The 13647-nt window shown below is 64.7% G+C and carries 13 protein-coding genes; all 13 read right to left on the reverse strand.

The window, feature by feature from the left end:
- Positions 1–3: 3 nt before the first annotated feature.
- The 13 genes from ML401_RS30105 to napA all read right to left on the reverse strand — a co-directional run bounded on the left by ML401_RS30105 (position 4) and on the right by napA (position 13634).
- The gene (locus tag ML401_RS30105) at positions 4–732 is read right to left on the reverse strand and encodes an SDR family oxidoreductase (protein WP_285807890.1); all 729 of its coding nucleotides are present in this window, start codon (positions 730–732) and stop codon (positions 4–6) included.
- 27 nt (positions 733–759) lie between these two features.
- Entirely contained in the window at positions 760–2016 is a 1257-nt protein-coding gene (locus ML401_RS30110; protein WP_285807891.1) for a sugar ABC transporter permease, read from the reverse strand.
- A complete protein-coding gene (locus ML401_RS30115) occupies positions 2013–2837 on the reverse strand; it encodes an ATP-binding cassette domain-containing protein (RefSeq protein WP_194404239.1) in 825 nt (274 codons plus the stop codon). The genes ML401_RS30110 and ML401_RS30115 overlap by 4 nt, the downstream gene beginning before the upstream one ends.
- A 60-nt stretch (positions 2838–2897) precedes the next feature.
- Positions 2898–3971, reverse strand: a complete 1074-nt coding sequence (locus ML401_RS30120; protein WP_285807892.1) for a sugar ABC transporter substrate-binding protein — start codon at positions 3969–3971, stop codon at positions 2898–2900.
- A gap of 197 nt (positions 3972–4168) precedes the next feature.
- Positions 4169–5053 (reverse strand): AraC family transcriptional regulator, encoded by an 885-nt coding sequence (locus ML401_RS30125; protein WP_259216529.1) that lies wholly within the window; start codon positions 5051–5053, stop codon positions 4169–4171.
- A gap of 187 nt (positions 5054–5240) precedes the next feature.
- Positions 5241–6017: a LuxR C-terminal-related transcriptional regulator gene (locus tag ML401_RS30130; RefSeq protein WP_212067345.1), complete on the reverse strand. Its 777-nt coding sequence runs from the start codon at positions 6015–6017 to the stop codon at positions 5241–5243.
- Between the two features lie 226 nt (positions 6018–6243).
- A complete protein-coding gene (locus ML401_RS30135; protein WP_285807893.1) occupies positions 6244–7449 on the reverse strand; it encodes an LLM class flavin-dependent oxidoreductase in 1206 nt (401 codons plus the stop codon).
- A 120-nt stretch (positions 7450–7569) separates the two neighbouring features.
- Complete coding sequence (locus ML401_RS30140) at positions 7570–8166, reverse strand: DUF2478 domain-containing protein (RefSeq protein ID WP_285807894.1); 597 nt, start codon at positions 8164–8166, stop codon at positions 7570–7572.
- Positions 8167–8171: 5 nt separating this feature from the next.
- Positions 8172–8888, reverse strand: a complete 717-nt coding sequence (locus ML401_RS30145; protein WP_194404245.1) for a NapC/NirT family cytochrome c — start codon at positions 8886–8888, stop codon at positions 8172–8174.
- Between the two features lie 7 nt (positions 8889–8895).
- The gene (locus ML401_RS30150) at positions 8896–9363 is read right to left on the reverse strand and encodes a nitrate reductase cytochrome c-type subunit (RefSeq protein ID WP_194404246.1); all 468 of its coding nucleotides are present in this window, start codon (positions 9361–9363) and stop codon (positions 8896–8898) included.
- The gene (gene napH / locus ML401_RS30155) at positions 9360–10304 is read right to left on the reverse strand and encodes a quinol dehydrogenase ferredoxin subunit NapH (protein ID WP_285807895.1); all 945 of its coding nucleotides are present in this window, start codon (positions 10302–10304) and stop codon (positions 9360–9362) included. Before napH ends, ML401_RS30150 begins: the two co-directional genes overlap by 4 nt.
- On the reverse strand, positions 10301–11065 hold the full coding sequence (gene napG, locus ML401_RS30160; RefSeq protein WP_211416032.1) for a ferredoxin-type protein NapG: 765 nt from the start codon (positions 11063–11065) through the stop codon (positions 10301–10303). The genes napH and napG overlap by 4 nt, the downstream gene beginning before the upstream one ends.
- Before the next feature lie 19 nt (positions 11066–11084).
- Entirely contained in the window at positions 11085–13634 is a 2550-nt protein-coding gene (gene napA / locus ML401_RS30165) for a nitrate reductase catalytic subunit NapA (protein ID WP_285807896.1), read from the reverse strand.
- Between the last annotated feature and the right edge of the window lie 13 nt (positions 13635–13647).

Genomic DNA, 13647 nt, shown 5'->3' on the forward strand with positions numbered 1-13647 from the left:
ACGCTACAGATCGTTGCTCTGCGGGAGAATGACGAGGTCGCGGATGGTCACGTTTCTCGGACGCGTCAGCATGAAGAGCACCGCCTCTGCGACCTCCACCGGCTGCATCAAGCCGCCGGCCGCCATTTCCTCCTCGATCTTCGCTTTGGGCCAGTCCTTGATCAGCGCGGTCACGACTGGACCCGGCGCAACGGCTCCGACACGCAAACCGTGTTTGGCGACCTGCCGGCGCAGCGTGTGCACGAAAGCCTGCACGGCGTGCTTGGAGGCGGTGTAGATCGGCTCCCAGACGACGGGGACGAGACCTGCGATCGAACTGGTGACGATGATGTCGCCGCTTTTGCGTTCGACCATGTGCGGCAGTACCGCATGGATCGACCTGAACAGCGCATTGATGTTGAGATTGAGCATGCGGTCCCAGGCGTCGGGATCGCCGCCAAGCACCTCGCCGCCGACATAGGCGCCTGCATTGGCATGGAAGATGTCCAGCTGGCCTGCCTTCTCCAGCACCTGCGGCATCATGGCTGCCACGCTCGCGGGATCGGTGAGATCGATACGCAATGGAATCGCCTGATCGCCCAGCCCGGCGCAGGCGCTGCTCAGCGCCTCCTCCGCCCGATCGATCAGCACCACCCGCGCGCCCGCCCCGATCAATGTTCTGGCGCATTCCAGACCGATGCCCGACGCCGCGCCGGTGATTGCGGCAACTTTTCCTGCAAGTTCCTGGGCCAAGGCTTGTCCTTTTCTTGTTCGAGTTATTCAAGCTCGGCCATGAGAGAGACGCGAGCGCCGTGCCAGCGAATCAACGATGACCGCAATGGCAAGGACCGCGCCCGTAATCATGTACCGTAGCGACGAGGAGAGATCGAGCAGCGTGAGGCCGCTTGCAATGGACTGGATGACGATGACGCCGAGCAGTGCGGAATAGGCGCTGCCCCGGCCGCCGAACAGGCTCGTGCCGCCAATGACCGCAGCGGCGATCGCGTTGAGGTTCACGTCCCCGGTCCCGGCCTGCTGGCTGGACGATGCCAGCCGCGCCGCGGCGAGAATGCCACCGGCGGCCGCCAGCGTGGAGCACAGCACGAACGCGGACAGATAGACGCGCCGAACGTTGATGCCGGCACGGCGCGCCGCCTCGCGATTGCCGCCGACGGCAGACATCGAGCGGCCCCATTTGGTCCGCGTCAACGCGTAGTTCATGACCACGCACAAGCCGACGAACAGGCCGAACATCCAGGGAATGCCGCGCCCGAGATTGAGATAATAAACGGCGAATTCGAGCACGATGGTGACCAGCAGCGCCTTCAGCACCATGCGGCTAAGCGAACTGGCCGACAGCCCCGCCGCCCGCCGGCGCGCGGCCGTCCGATAGCCGGCCACGAACATGATCAGGCTCGCCAGCGCCGCCAGCACGTAGGACACGACCGGCGGCATGACGAGCATCTGCCCGAAATTGACCAGCGGCGATCCATACGGAAGGTTGATCGAACCGGAGGAGCCGAGCAGATAGAGCTGCAGGCCGAGCCACGCCAGCAGGCCGGCCAGCGTCGACACGAAGCTCGGCATTCCCAGGCGATTGAACAGAAACGCATAGAGCGCGCCGATGGCCGCGCCCAGCATCAGGGCCGTGACGATGGCAACGGCCACCGGCCAATCCTGGCCGACCCAGAGCACGCCGACGAGCGCCGATGCAAACCCGCTCACCGAGCCGACCGAGAGATCGATCTCGCCGACCATCAGGATGCAGACGATGCCCAGCGAGATCACGCCCACCGTCGAGCAATCAAACAGCAAATTGACCAGATTGTTCGGCGCGAGAAAAACCGGATTGAGACTCTCGAATGCCGTGCAAATGACGATGAGCCCGACGACCACGGGCAGCGAACCGAGGTCGCCCGACCGCACACGGTCGACGAAGCCGCGGATCGTATTTCCAAGCGTGTCCGCGTGCTTGACCCGTTCGTCACTGCGGTCGAGCAGCCGCGCCGTCGAAACCCGTTGCGTGTCGTCGGTCATCGCCCAAGCTCCGGCGACTGATGGGCGCGGCGCCGGCTGGCGCGGCGCGAGACCGAGTTTTCGTCCGCACCGGTAATCGCCGTGACGAGATCCTGGTTGGAAACGTCGGGCTCGAATTCGCCGTTGTTGCGGCCGAGGCGCAGCACCACGATCCGGTCGGCGACCGCGCGGACGTCCTCCATGTTGTGGCTGATCATGATGACACCGAGGCCGCGCGCGCGAACGCGCTCGACGAGGTCGAGCACCTCGGCGGTCTGGGCGACGCCAAGCGCGGCGGTAGGCTCGTCCAGCAGGATAAGCTTCGGCTCGGTGAGCAGTGAACGCGCTATCGCAACCGTCTGGCGCTGCCCGCCGGACAGTGACGCGACGGGCTCGCGCACGCTCGGGATCCGCGCCGACAATTCGTTGAGCAAGGTCCAGGCACGAAGCTCCATGGAGACCTCGTCGAGCCGCAGCGGATTGAGCTCACGGCCGAGGAAAATATTCGCGACCACGTCGAGATTCTCGCAGAGCGCCAGATCCTGGAAAACGGTGGCGATGCCGAGGCCGAGCGCGGTGGAGGGATCGGACAGGACGACATGCTCGCCGCCGAAGGCGATCGTCCCGGAAGTGGGCTGGTGCACGCCGGCAAGGATCTTCACCAGCGTGGATTTTCCTGCACCATTGTCGCCCACGAGCGCCACGACCTCGCCGGCATGCACGTCGAGATCAACATTGGTCAGGGCGGACACGGCGCCGAAATGCTTGGAAATTCCGCGAAGACTCAGGACCGGCTGACGCGGTTCGCCCTGCACGTGCTCGACATCCGGGATCGCAGTCATTTGTCAGTCCGCCCTCTCGACGCCCGTCCCGGCCGCCCGAGCGGCCGGGACGGACACAGTTTACTGCGTGATGCCGAGCTTCTTGCAACCCGCGGCATATCGGCCCGTGCAGAGCTGGTCTGCAGTCTGGATCTTCTTGTCGATGATCTCCGCCTTCAGGTTCTCCTGCGTGACGACCGCCGGCACGAACAGCTTCGACGGCGCATTGAAAAGCGTGGTTTCCGCCTTGGGCGTCTCGCCGGAGAGGAATTTCACCGCCGCCTGGGCCGCCGCGGCGGCCACGATCTCGCTGGGCTTTGAGATCGTGTTGTACTGATCGCCGGCGATGACGAGCTGAAGCGCGGCAATCGTCGCATCGTTGCCCGTGACCGGCGGCACCGGATCGATGCCTGCGGCCTTGAAAGCGGCAATTGCGCCGCCGCCCGTGCCGTCATTGGCGGCCACGACGCCGAGGATCTTCTTGCCGAAGCGGGTGACCTGGCCGCTCGCCCATTGCTGTGCCTTCGGCGGCGCCCAGTCCGGCGTGTCGTATTCGGCGAGAATGGGATAGCCGCTCTTATCAAGGCCCTCATGGATACCCTTCTTGATGAGTCCCGCAGCGGCATCGGTCGGCGATCCGTTGATTTCAAGTACGCCCTCGCCCTCCTTCGCCGTGACATTGGCGGCCTTGAGATGCTTGACGAGCGATTCGGAGATGGCCTTGCCGATGGCTTGATTGTCGAAGGACACGTAGAAATCGACCTTGGCGTCGGGGACCGGCCGGTCATAGGCAATGACCTTGATGCCCTGCGATTGTGCCATCTTGACCAGCGAGGCCGCGGCGGTGGAGTCGACGGGATCGAGCACGATCACCTTGGCGCCCTGCGAGATCACCGAGTTGAACTGCTGCTGCTGCCGCGCCGCATCCGCGCTGGCGTTCTGGTAGATCACCTTGCAGCTCTCGCAGAGCTTCTTCATCTCCGCGGCGAACCCCGGATAGTCGTGCTGTTCGTAACGGGTGGAGGCTTGGTCCGGCATCAGGAAGGCGACGGTGGCGTCCTTCAACTCCGCGGCCTGCGAGAGCATGGCCGTCGTGCCGAGCAGCGACAGGGCCAAAGCAAGTGTGCCCGTATATTTCGGGGAGAGGCTTTTCATTCGGACTTTCCTTTCCAGAACTGGAGTGCGTGGTTGATCCCTAACGATGAGCAATCGCTGCTTCCCTTGCCGGCGGAGACAAGTGCTGGCGCTGCGAAGCCGCGCGAAACTCCTGGACAAGCGATTCCTGTCGCGGGCTGCCATCGGCATGCCCACGTTCTTCTTCCCGTTGGTCGTCCTCCTTTGCTTTTCGCCGGCTAGGCAGCGCGCGCCGTATCGCTGTTTTGCGCGAGCAATCGCCTGAAGCGCGAAGGCGGCATGCCTTTCTCGGCCAAGAACTGCCGGTTGAAATTGGAGAGATTGTTGAAGCCGACCTCGAAGCAGATGTCCGTGATGGACGCCTGCTCGTCGCTCATCAGGATCTGGCAGGCGAGATTGATGCGCAGGCGCTTGACGTATTGCACCAGTGACATGCCGGTGTGCCGGCGGAAGGAGCGCGAAAACGCGCTCTGCGACTGACCGGCGATGGCCGCGAGCTCGGCTTCACCGAAAGGCTGCGTCAGGTTCTGCCGGATGAACGCGAGCGCCTTGTTCATGCCCGCAGACATGTATCCGGACGGGTCGGGCAGATAATTCGGGCTGGAAAGCGGGCGCGAATTTCGGGCGCGGCTGAGCGTTCCCAGGATCATCAGGAACAGCTCGATCCGGCGCACGCCGTTCGCCGTCACGATCTCTTCCATCAGCGGAGCGAGCTTGTCGCTGGTCGAGCGGGTGAAGAGCGCGCCGCGGCGGGAGAATTCCAGCAGCGTGCCGAGGCCCGACAGTTCGGGCATGACCTTCATCATGTCACCGATAAACTCTTCGCTGAATTGGAGGATGCGCCCGCGCAGCGGAATGGTGCCCCCCGCCGGCAGATCGCTCACCCAATTGTGCGGCAGATTGGGACCGGTGAGCACGAGATTGCCCGGCTCGAACTCGCCAATGAAGTCGCCGACGAAATAGCGACCGCTGGTCGCCACGACCTGATGAAGCTCGTATTCGGGATGGAAATGCCAGCGGACCGTGTGGAATGGGTAGCCGTGCGACCACGCCTTGAACGACTCGCCGCGCCGTATCTGGACAACTTCCAGGTCCGGTTCCATATCCGCTCCCTTCAGGCCGGTGCGGTTTGCGATGACCGCCCCTGTTCCCTATCGGCTGAATTTGCTCAGCGCTTCCTCTCCCGGCGAGAGTAACGACCGGTACCCCCGCACGCCACCACGATTTGAAGGTGCAACTGATACTTTTTTGACAGGCGGAAGCAGACGTCGCTGACGTCGAGGACGTGGCTCAGTTCAGGCTGCGCGTCAGCAGCTGCAGCACGATCGCAAACAGCTCGCCCTGCGAGGAGATGCCGAGCCGCTGATAGGCGCGCTTGCGGTAGGTCAGCGTCGAATGCAGGCTGATGCCGAGTCCCTGCGAGATCGCCTCGGAGCTGAAACCCGCGAGGATGCGCCGGCAGACCTCCTGCTCGCGCGGTGTGAGAGAAGCGAGCGGCGCACGGGTCGCGAACAATGTGGCGAGAGACTGTTCGGGCGTCGCCTTCTGCTGAAAATGGCGCGCAACGCTTGCGCCGACCGCCGGTGCGATCGCCTGAAGCCGTTCGCGCTGCGCGGCGGTGAAGCGGCCCTGGGCTGCGATGCGATAGAAGTTGACGTAGAAGCAGGTGTCGCCGGCCCAGATCGCCGTGGCGCATTTGTCGACGATGCCGGAATCGTGGAAGAAGATTTTCCGGTAGCGCGCGCCATACATCCGCGGCGCGAATGCCGGCAGCATGATCGGCCCGCCGCCCTCGCCTTCGAACAGCGCATCGCGATTGGGATCGGATTCGTGGAACTGGCCGGCATAGGCCGCGCCGAGGTCGCCGCCGATCGGGATGTTGCCGGCATCGAGCAGGCAGGACGCGGCCCCGGCGCGATCCAGCGCGAACACCATGCAATGGCCGACATCGGCGTGGCGGCGCAGCGTGTCGATGAGGACGTTCGGAAAGTCGGGGCGACCGATGGCGAGCACCGCCGGCGTGACGTCGCCGGCCGCCAGATTCGAGGCCATCCCTTCGGGCCGCATTGGTTTCCTCCGCCAGACGTTCTCTTGCGCGAGGATAGCAGTGATGGGATTTGACTGAAAGTCGGACGCGCCTGCCACTTCTCGGTCCCGGCTCTGCGCGGCAGCGCTACGCGCTGCGGCGCGTCCGGGACACGTGCCCCACTGTCGGTCCCGTGCCCCGGACGCAGCGCAGCGCCATTTCGGCGGTGCGCTGCTGAGCCGGGGCCCATCGGAGGCGCACAGCCCCCTACCCCGCTGCCGCCTTCGCCGGGGCGACGTTGATGGCGAGCTTGCCGTAGCGGTCGGTGAAGGCTTCCGTATCGATCTCCTCCAGCTCGATCTCGCCGCTCATCACGCCCTGCTTCCACTCGGCTTGCGCCGGATCGTTCTGGAACTCCGGCATCACCTCGCGGCCGAACAGCTCGAGCGATTCGCAGATGTGCTCGTGGCTGTTCTTGCCGGCCTGGTTGAGCAGGATGACCTGGTCGATATGCGAGGACTGGAAGCGCTTCAGCTTCTTGCGGATGGTTTCGGGCGAGCCGATCAGGCCGCCGCGCAGCGCCGCCTCCTGCGCCTCGGGATTGTCGCGCTTCCACTTGTTGTACTCGTCCCACATGTTGACGGTGTAGGGCGCGGGCCGCTGGCGGTTCTGCGAAGCGCCGTAGAAGCGCAGCGCGAACTGGAAGAAGGTGGCACCGTCCGCGCGCGCCCGCGCTTCCTCGTCGGTCTTGGCGCACATGAAGAACGAGACCAGCGCCATGTTGGGGTTGATCTCGTAGTCGGCGAGCTTGTGCAGCCGCTTGGTCATGGCGTTGTAATAGGCGTGCACCCAGGCGTGCGCGGCGTCGGCGCTGACGAACTGGAAGCCGAGCGCGCCAAAGCCGTGACGGCCGGCACGCTCGATGGTCGGCAGCTGCGAGCACGCCATCCACAGCGGCGGATGCGGCTTCTGCACCGGTTTCGGCACGACGTTGCGCAAGGGGATATCGAAATATTTGCCGTGATGCTCGCTGCCAGCGTCCCTAAACATCGGGAAGATCGCGGCGACCGCCTCCTCGAACACCTCCTTCTTGGTCTCCATGTCGCGGCCGAACGGCGTCAGCTCGGTGATGGACGCACTCTCGCCCATGCCGAACTCGCAGCGGCCGTCCGAAAGCAGATCGAGCACCGCGACACGCTCGGCGACGCGCGCCGGATGGTTGGTGGTGAGCTGGAGGATGCCGTGGCCGAGCCGGATGTTTTTCGTGCGCTGGCTGGCCGCCGCGAGGAAGGATTCGGGCGAGGGCGAGTGCGAATATTCCTCGAGGAAGTGATGCTCGACGACCCAGGCATGGTCGTAGCCGAGCTTGTCGGCGAGCTCCATCTGCGAGAGCGCGTTCTGATAGAGGGCGAGCTCGTCGCCGGCCACCCAGGGCCGCGGCAGTTGCAGCTCGTAGAAGATGCCGAACTTCATGGCGTCGCTCTCCCGCTACTGTCTTGTTGTTGCGGGCATTGTATTGAGCGAGGCGATCCTGTCCACCACGACGTCATTCCGCGACGTGGAAGAACAGGGATCGCGGGCCGGCGCGCAGACTCAGACCATTTGCAGATGCTCGCTGCCGAGCGGATGCTGACCGAGCAGAGCTGCAAGCGCCGCGATCGCGTCGTGATGCGGCTCTGCCGTCACCTCGACCGTCCTGAAATACTCGCCGCAGAAATCCGTCCAGGCCTTGAGGTTGCCGCTGGGAACGCCGATCACCAGGCTCTTGCCGGACTCGATGCAATGGGCGATCAGGTCGCGCAAGCCCCCGCCTTCCGCCTCGGCCTTGCCGAACTTGTTGAGAAAGACGATCTCGGCGTCGGCGAGCTGGGCCTCGACAAGTTGCGCCGCCTCGAGCAGGCGCGGCGTCGACAGACGGCAGGAGGTCGCGCCCGCGCCGAGGTCCTCGGAGATCGACATCGACCGGCCGGTGGCGAGCTCGTGCAGAACCATGTCGCAGCGTGTGCGACCGGGCTGGGGCACGTCCTCCTGGATCAGGCCGGCGAGGCTCTTGTCGGAGCGGCGGAGCTCGGTGACGAGACCTGAGAACCACCGGTTCACGGCGGGGCCCGAATCATAGACCAAGGCAACGCTGATGGCGGCGGAAGGCCTTGCGGCGCTATCCGCCGTATCGCGAGATTGCTGGAGCATGTCCATCACCTCGCCGCCTTTGCCTTGGCGACGTCGGCATCCTGCAGGAAGTCGATCATGCGCTGCACCGGGCCGACCTCGTCGATATGGTCGAGCATGTCGCGATATCCCTCCTGCGCCTTGGGCGGCAGCTTGTGCGCGATGCCCTGATGGCAATCGATGCAGGTCTTGCCCTGCGCGAACGCAGTCTGGTGCAGCTTGGAGGCGCGCGGCTCCTGCACCGCATACTCCATGTGGTCGAACTTGTGGCAGTTGCGGCATTCACGCGAATCCGTCGTCTTCATGCCGCGCCACACGCTCTTGGCAAGGTCGATACGGTGCGCGTTGAACTTCTCCGGCGTGCCGATGGTGCCGAGGATCTTGTGCAGCACCTCGTTGGAGGCCTGGATCTTGCGGACGACCTTGTGTCCCCATTCCTTCGGCACGTGGCAATCCGGACAGCTCGCGCGAACGCCGGTGCGGTTCGAATAGTGAACCGTGTTGCGATATTCGAGATAGACGTTTTCCTTCATCTCGTGACAGGAGATGCAGAACTGCTCGTTGTTCGTCATCTCCATCGCCCAGTTGAAGCCGCCCCAGAACAGGACGCCGGCGGCGAATGCGACAACGACGATCAGTCCCCAGGCATAGCGCGCCGTCGGCGAGAAGAACCATCGCCACAGCCGCTTCAGGCGTCCCGGCCGTGCGGCGGCTATTGCGGCAGAAGTGCTGGAGTCCTGCATGTCAGCCTCACTTCGCCTGCGTCGCGTTCTGGAAGATGTTGCCGACCAGCGGCTTCGCATCGGCCTGCGGCACGTGGCATTGCTGGCAGAAGTAGCGCGTGCCGGCGACCTTATCGAGCCGCACGCCCTGGCGGTCGACGTAATGCGTTTCCGAGATCTTCGGCGCGTTGACCCGCGTATTGCCGGGCCAGTCGTGGCAGCCCATGCACGCGTTGTTCTGCGTGGTGATCTGGTAGCCGTCGACCTTGTGAGGGATCAGCGGCGGCTGCTGGCGATAGGCGCGCTCGAAGCCGCTCGCCGGCACGGACTGCTTGGTCACGTCGGGCGGCGCCGACATTTCGGTCAGCGGGGCCTCGCGCAACGCCTTGACCGGCTTGGCTTCTTGCGCAAGCGGGCCCGACGCCGCGAACGGAATTGCAAGCGCGACGGTCACGGCCGCCACCGCAATCAACGGAATCAGTCGAACAAACGTCATGGAAGGTCCCTTTCAAGGACGGCCGGCTGGGAAGTGACGACGCGCGCCGCTGGCGATGGCGCGGTCATGGAGGGGTCAGGGCGCACCGCATTGCGGCCGCGCAGACCGAGATGGAAGACCTGCTTGGAGCAGACGTCGATACAGGCGCCGCAGACCGTACAGTCGCCCGCGGTAATGACAGGCGTGGCGCCGGTGCGCTCGCCCCTGAGCGCGGGGCTGATGACGTGCGGCTCCGGACAGACGGCGAAGCAATCCATGCAGTCGTTGCAGGCCGCACGGTTGTCGGCCGTAACGCGCAGCAGCGCGACCTTGCCGATCTGACCGTAGAACGCGCCGACGGGACAGAGATGACCGCACCAGCCGTGCTTGGCGACGAGCAGATCGAACACGAAGATCGCCGCCGTTCCGCCGGCGCCGAACCAGAGCCCGAACACCAGCGCGCGATGCAGCGCCGTCACCGGGTTGATCAGCTCCCAGGCGATCGACCCTGACAGCGCTGATGCCGCGAGCACTGCGCCGAGGAAATAGAGCCTGAGGTCCGGGCGGATCTTGGCCGTGAAGGTGATGCCTAGCCGCCGCCTCAACCAGCCGGCCAGATCGGTCACCGGATTGATCGGGCAGACCCAGGAGCAATAGGTCCGGCCGCCGAGCAGGAGATAGCCAGCGAGCACGATGGCCGCGCCGATCACCGAGAGGCCCTCGGGCCAATGGCGCGCCGCGAGCGACTGCAGGAAGACGAAAGGATCGGTCAGCGGCAACGTGCCGAGGGTCATGGACGAGGCCAGCGTGCCCTTGGCGATCCAGACGCCGAGAAGCGGTCCCGACAGGAACAATGCGAGGAAGACCAGCTGGCTGGTCCGGCGCAGCACGAGAAACCGCGAGGCGGCCCAAAGCCCTTTCTGCGCGCGCGCTTCGACATAGGGTCTGGCATTCGCCGTCATGGCACGCCTCCCTCGGGTCTGCGCACCGGCAGCTTGAGCGGCGCATCGACGAGGGCTCCGCCGGCCTTGGTCTTCTCTTCCCAGCCGCGCTTGTAGTGCTCGTCCTGCTTCAGCGCGGCGAGCTCGATCGGCAGCACCTTGATCGCGGACTCGGTCAGCACGCAGGACTTCTCGCACTTGCCGCAACCGGTGCAATATTCGGCGTGAACGACGGGCTCGAAGATCGCGTGCTTGGTCGTGCGCGCGTTGTGCGAAACTTCGAGCGTGATCGCCTTGTCGATGGCCGGACAGACCCGATAGCAGACGTCGCAGCGCAAACCCTGCAGATTGAGGCAGGTCTCGCGGCTCGTGATCACGGCGACGCCCATCTTGGCCTTGGCGATGTCCGTCAGCGCATGCTGGAGGGCGCCGGTCGGGCAGGCCTTGACGCAGGGAATGGTGTCGCACATCTCGCAGGGGACGTTGCGCGCCTGGAAGAACGGCGTGCCCAATGCGGGACCGTCGGCCCAGTCCGCGAGCTTCAGGGTGTCGTAGGGACAGTCGCGAACGCAAAGGCCGCAACGGACGCAGGCCGCCAGGAAATCCTTCTCGGGCAACGCGCCCGGAGGCCGCAGCGCCTGCGCAGGTCTGGCCCGCGAGGACACGCCGAATCCCGTCAGCATCGTCGCGGCGACGGCTGCGCCGCCGCCGAAACGCGTCATATCCTGCAGCGCCTTGCGGCGGCGCGGATCGCGCGGGATGCCTGAGCTGGAATCCGACATGGCTCGTCCATCGAGGGGTTTAGGCTGACGTCACGCGGCAGGCGCACTTCTTGAAGTCGGTCTCCTTCGAGATCGGGCAGGTCGCATCGAGCGTGAGCTGGTTTGCGAGCTGGCTTTCGTCGAAGAACGGGAAGTAGACGAGGCCACGCGGCGGCTTGTTGCGTCCCTTGGTCTCGACCCGCGTGACCACTTCGCCGCGGCGCGTCTGGATCTTGACCGGCTGGCCGCGCAGCAGCTTGCGCTCGGCCGCGTCATCCGGATGCATGAACAGCGTCGCGGCCGGCACGGCACGGTGCAGCTCGGGCACGCGGCGCGTCATGGAGCCGGAATGCCAGTGCTCCAGCACGCGGCCGGTGCACAGCCACAGATCGAACTCCTTGTCGGGCGTTTCGGCCGCCGGCTCGAACGGGCAGAAGATGATACGCGCCTTCTTGTCCGGCTTGCCGTAGAACGACACGCCTTCGCCCGGCTTGACGTAGGGATCATAGCCCTCGCGGAAGCGCCACAGCGTCTCCTTGTTGTTGACGACGGGCCAGCGCAGGCCGCGCGCCTGGTGATATTGCTCGAAATCCGCGAGATCGTGGCCGTGGCCACGGCCGAACTTCGCGTATTCCTCGAACAGGCCCTTCTGCACGTAAAAGCCGAATGCACCGCTCTCCGAATTCTCGAAGCCCTTTTGGCATTCGGTGATCGGAAACTTGTTCACCTCGCTGTTGGCATAGAGCACGTCGAACAGCGTCTTGCCGCGCACTTCCGGTTTCTTGGCGATCAATTCCTCCGGCCAGACCTCCTCGATCTTGAAGTACTTGGAGAACTCCATCACCTGCCAGAGATCCGAGCGCGCCTCGCCCGGCGCCTTCACCTGCTGGCGCCAGAACTGGGTGCGCCGCTCGGCATTGCCATAGGCGCCCTCCTTCTCCATCCACATCGCCGTCGGCAGGATGAGGTCCGCGGCCAGCGTGGTCACGGTCGGATAGGGATCGGAAACGACGACGAAGGCCGCCGGATTGCGATAACCGGGATAGCCCTCCTCATTCATGTTCGGGGCCGTCTGCATGTTGTTGTTGCACTGAACCCAATAGGCGTTCAGCTTGCCGTCCTTCAGCATCCGGTTCTGCAGCACGGCGTGGTAGCCGATGTTGCCCGGGATGGTGCCCTCGGGAAGCTGCCACACCTTCTCGGCCGTCTCGCGGTGCTTCGGGTTGGTGACGACCAGGTCGGCGGGCAGGCGATGCGCGAAGGTGCCGACCTCGCGCGCGGTGCCACAGGCCGATGGCTGGCCGGTCAGCGAGAACGGGCCGTTGCCGGGCTCGGAAATCTTACCGACCAGCAAGTGCACGTTGTAGATCATGTTGTTGACCCACGTGCCGCGCGCATGCTGGTTGAAGCCCATCGTCCAGTAGGAGATGACCTTCTTCTTGGGATCGGCGTAGAGTTTTGCGAGCCGCTCGAGATTCTCCTTTGGAACGCCCGACATCTTGTGGGCGTAGTCGAGCGTATAGGGCTCGAGCAGCCTCTTGTACTCCTCGAACCCGATCTTGTCCTTGAAGCCGGCCGGATCGAGCGCACCGTCCTTGCCGGCCTTGTGCGAGGCGTTGACCGCCTTCACCTCGAGCGCGTGGGTCGGACGCAGCCCGTAGCCAATGTCGGTCACGGTAGATGCGAACTCGACGTGCTTCTCGACGAAGTCCTTGTTCACCGCGCCGGAATTGACGATGTAGTTCTGGATGTAGTTGAGGATCGCCATGTCGCTCTGCGGCGTGAACACGAGCGGATTGTCGGCGAGCTCGAACGAGCGGTGCTCGAAGGTCGAGAGGACGTGGACCTCGCAGCCTTCATGCGTCAGCCGGCGGTCGGTGAGGCGCGACCACAGGATCGGATGCATCTCCGCCATGTTCGAGCCCCAGAGCACGAACGCATCGGCATGCTCGATATCGTCATAGCAGCCCATCGGCTCGTCGATGCCGAAGGTGCGCATGAAGCCGGTGACGGCCGAGGCCATGCAGTGACGCGCGTTCGGATCGAGGTTGTTGCTGCGGAAGCCGGCCTTGTAAAGCTTGGCGGCGGCATAGCCTTCCCAGATCGTCCACTGGCCCGAGCCGAACATTCCGACGGTCGACGGACCGCCCGCCTTCAACGCCGTCTTCCACTTCTCGGCCATGAGCGTGAAGGCCGCGTCCCAGGAGATCGGGGTAAAGTCGCCGTTCTTGTCGAACTTGCCGTTCTTCATGCGCAGCATCGGCTGGGTGAGCCGATCCTCGCCGTACATGATCTTGGACAGGAAGTAGCCCTTGATGCAGTTGAGGCCGCGATTGACCGGCGCATCGGGATCGCCCTGCGTCGCCACGACCTTGCCGCTCTTGGTGCCGACGATCACGCCGCAGCCGGTGCCGCAGAAGCGGCACACGCCCTTGTCCCAGCGGATGCCGTCGGTCTTGCCCGGCTGGGCGGTCGCCGCTTGCGGCAGCGTGACCCCGATCGTCGAGGCGGCAGCAACCGCTGCAGCTGCCTTCAGCGCATCGCGGCGCGTCGCCGTGGCTTCATTTCCGTTCGTCAGTTTCGTAACCATCGTCGGTCTCTCC

It is taken from the genome of Bradyrhizobium sp. 62B, assembly GCF_030272265.2.
GTDB lineage: Bacteria > Pseudomonadota > Alphaproteobacteria > Rhizobiales > Xanthobacteraceae > Bradyrhizobium.

What these genes read in the sequence shown, in the direction of transcription:
- napA (WP_285807896.1), bottom strand. Translation starts at nt 13,634, where the DNA reads ATGGTTACGAAACTGACGAACGGAAATGAAGCCACGGCGACGCGCCGC.
- ML401_RS30145 (WP_194404245.1), bottom strand. Translation starts at nt 8,888, where the DNA reads ATGCAGGACTCCAGCACTTCTGCCGCAATAGCCGCCGCACGGCCGGGA.
- ML401_RS30130 (WP_212067345.1), bottom strand. Translation starts at nt 6,017, where the DNA reads ATGCGGCCCGAAGGGATGGCCTCGAATCTGGCGGCCGGCGACGTCACG.
- ML401_RS30110 (WP_285807891.1), bottom strand. Translation starts at nt 2,016, where the DNA reads ATGACCGACGACACGCAACGGGTTTCGACGGCGCGGCTGCTCGACCGC.
- ML401_RS30120 (WP_285807892.1), bottom strand. Translation starts at nt 3,971, where the DNA reads ATGAAAAGCCTCTCCCCGAAATATACGGGCACACTTGCTTTGGCCCTG.
- ML401_RS30150 (WP_194404246.1), bottom strand. Translation starts at nt 9,363, where the DNA reads ATGACGTTTGTTCGACTGATTCCGTTGATTGCGGTGGCGGCCGTGACC.
- napH (WP_285807895.1), bottom strand. Translation starts at nt 10,304, where the DNA reads ATGACGGCGAATGCCAGACCCTATGTCGAAGCGCGCGCGCAGAAAGGG.
- ML401_RS30140 (WP_285807894.1), bottom strand. Translation starts at nt 8,166, where the DNA reads ATGCTCCAGCAATCTCGCGATACGGCGGATAGCGCCGCAAGGCCTTCC.
- ML401_RS30115 (WP_194404239.1), bottom strand. Translation starts at nt 2,837, where the DNA reads ATGACTGCGATCCCGGATGTCGAGCACGTGCAGGGCGAACCGCGTCAG.
- ML401_RS30125 (WP_259216529.1), bottom strand. Translation starts at nt 5,053, where the DNA reads ATGGAACCGGACCTGGAAGTTGTCCAGATACGGCGCGGCGAGTCGTTC.
- napG (WP_211416032.1), bottom strand. Translation starts at nt 11,065, where the DNA reads ATGTCGGATTCCAGCTCAGGCATCCCGCGCGATCCGCGCCGCCGCAAG.
- ML401_RS30135 (WP_285807893.1), bottom strand. Translation starts at nt 7,449, where the DNA reads ATGAAGTTCGGCATCTTCTACGAGCTGCAACTGCCGCGGCCCTGGGTG.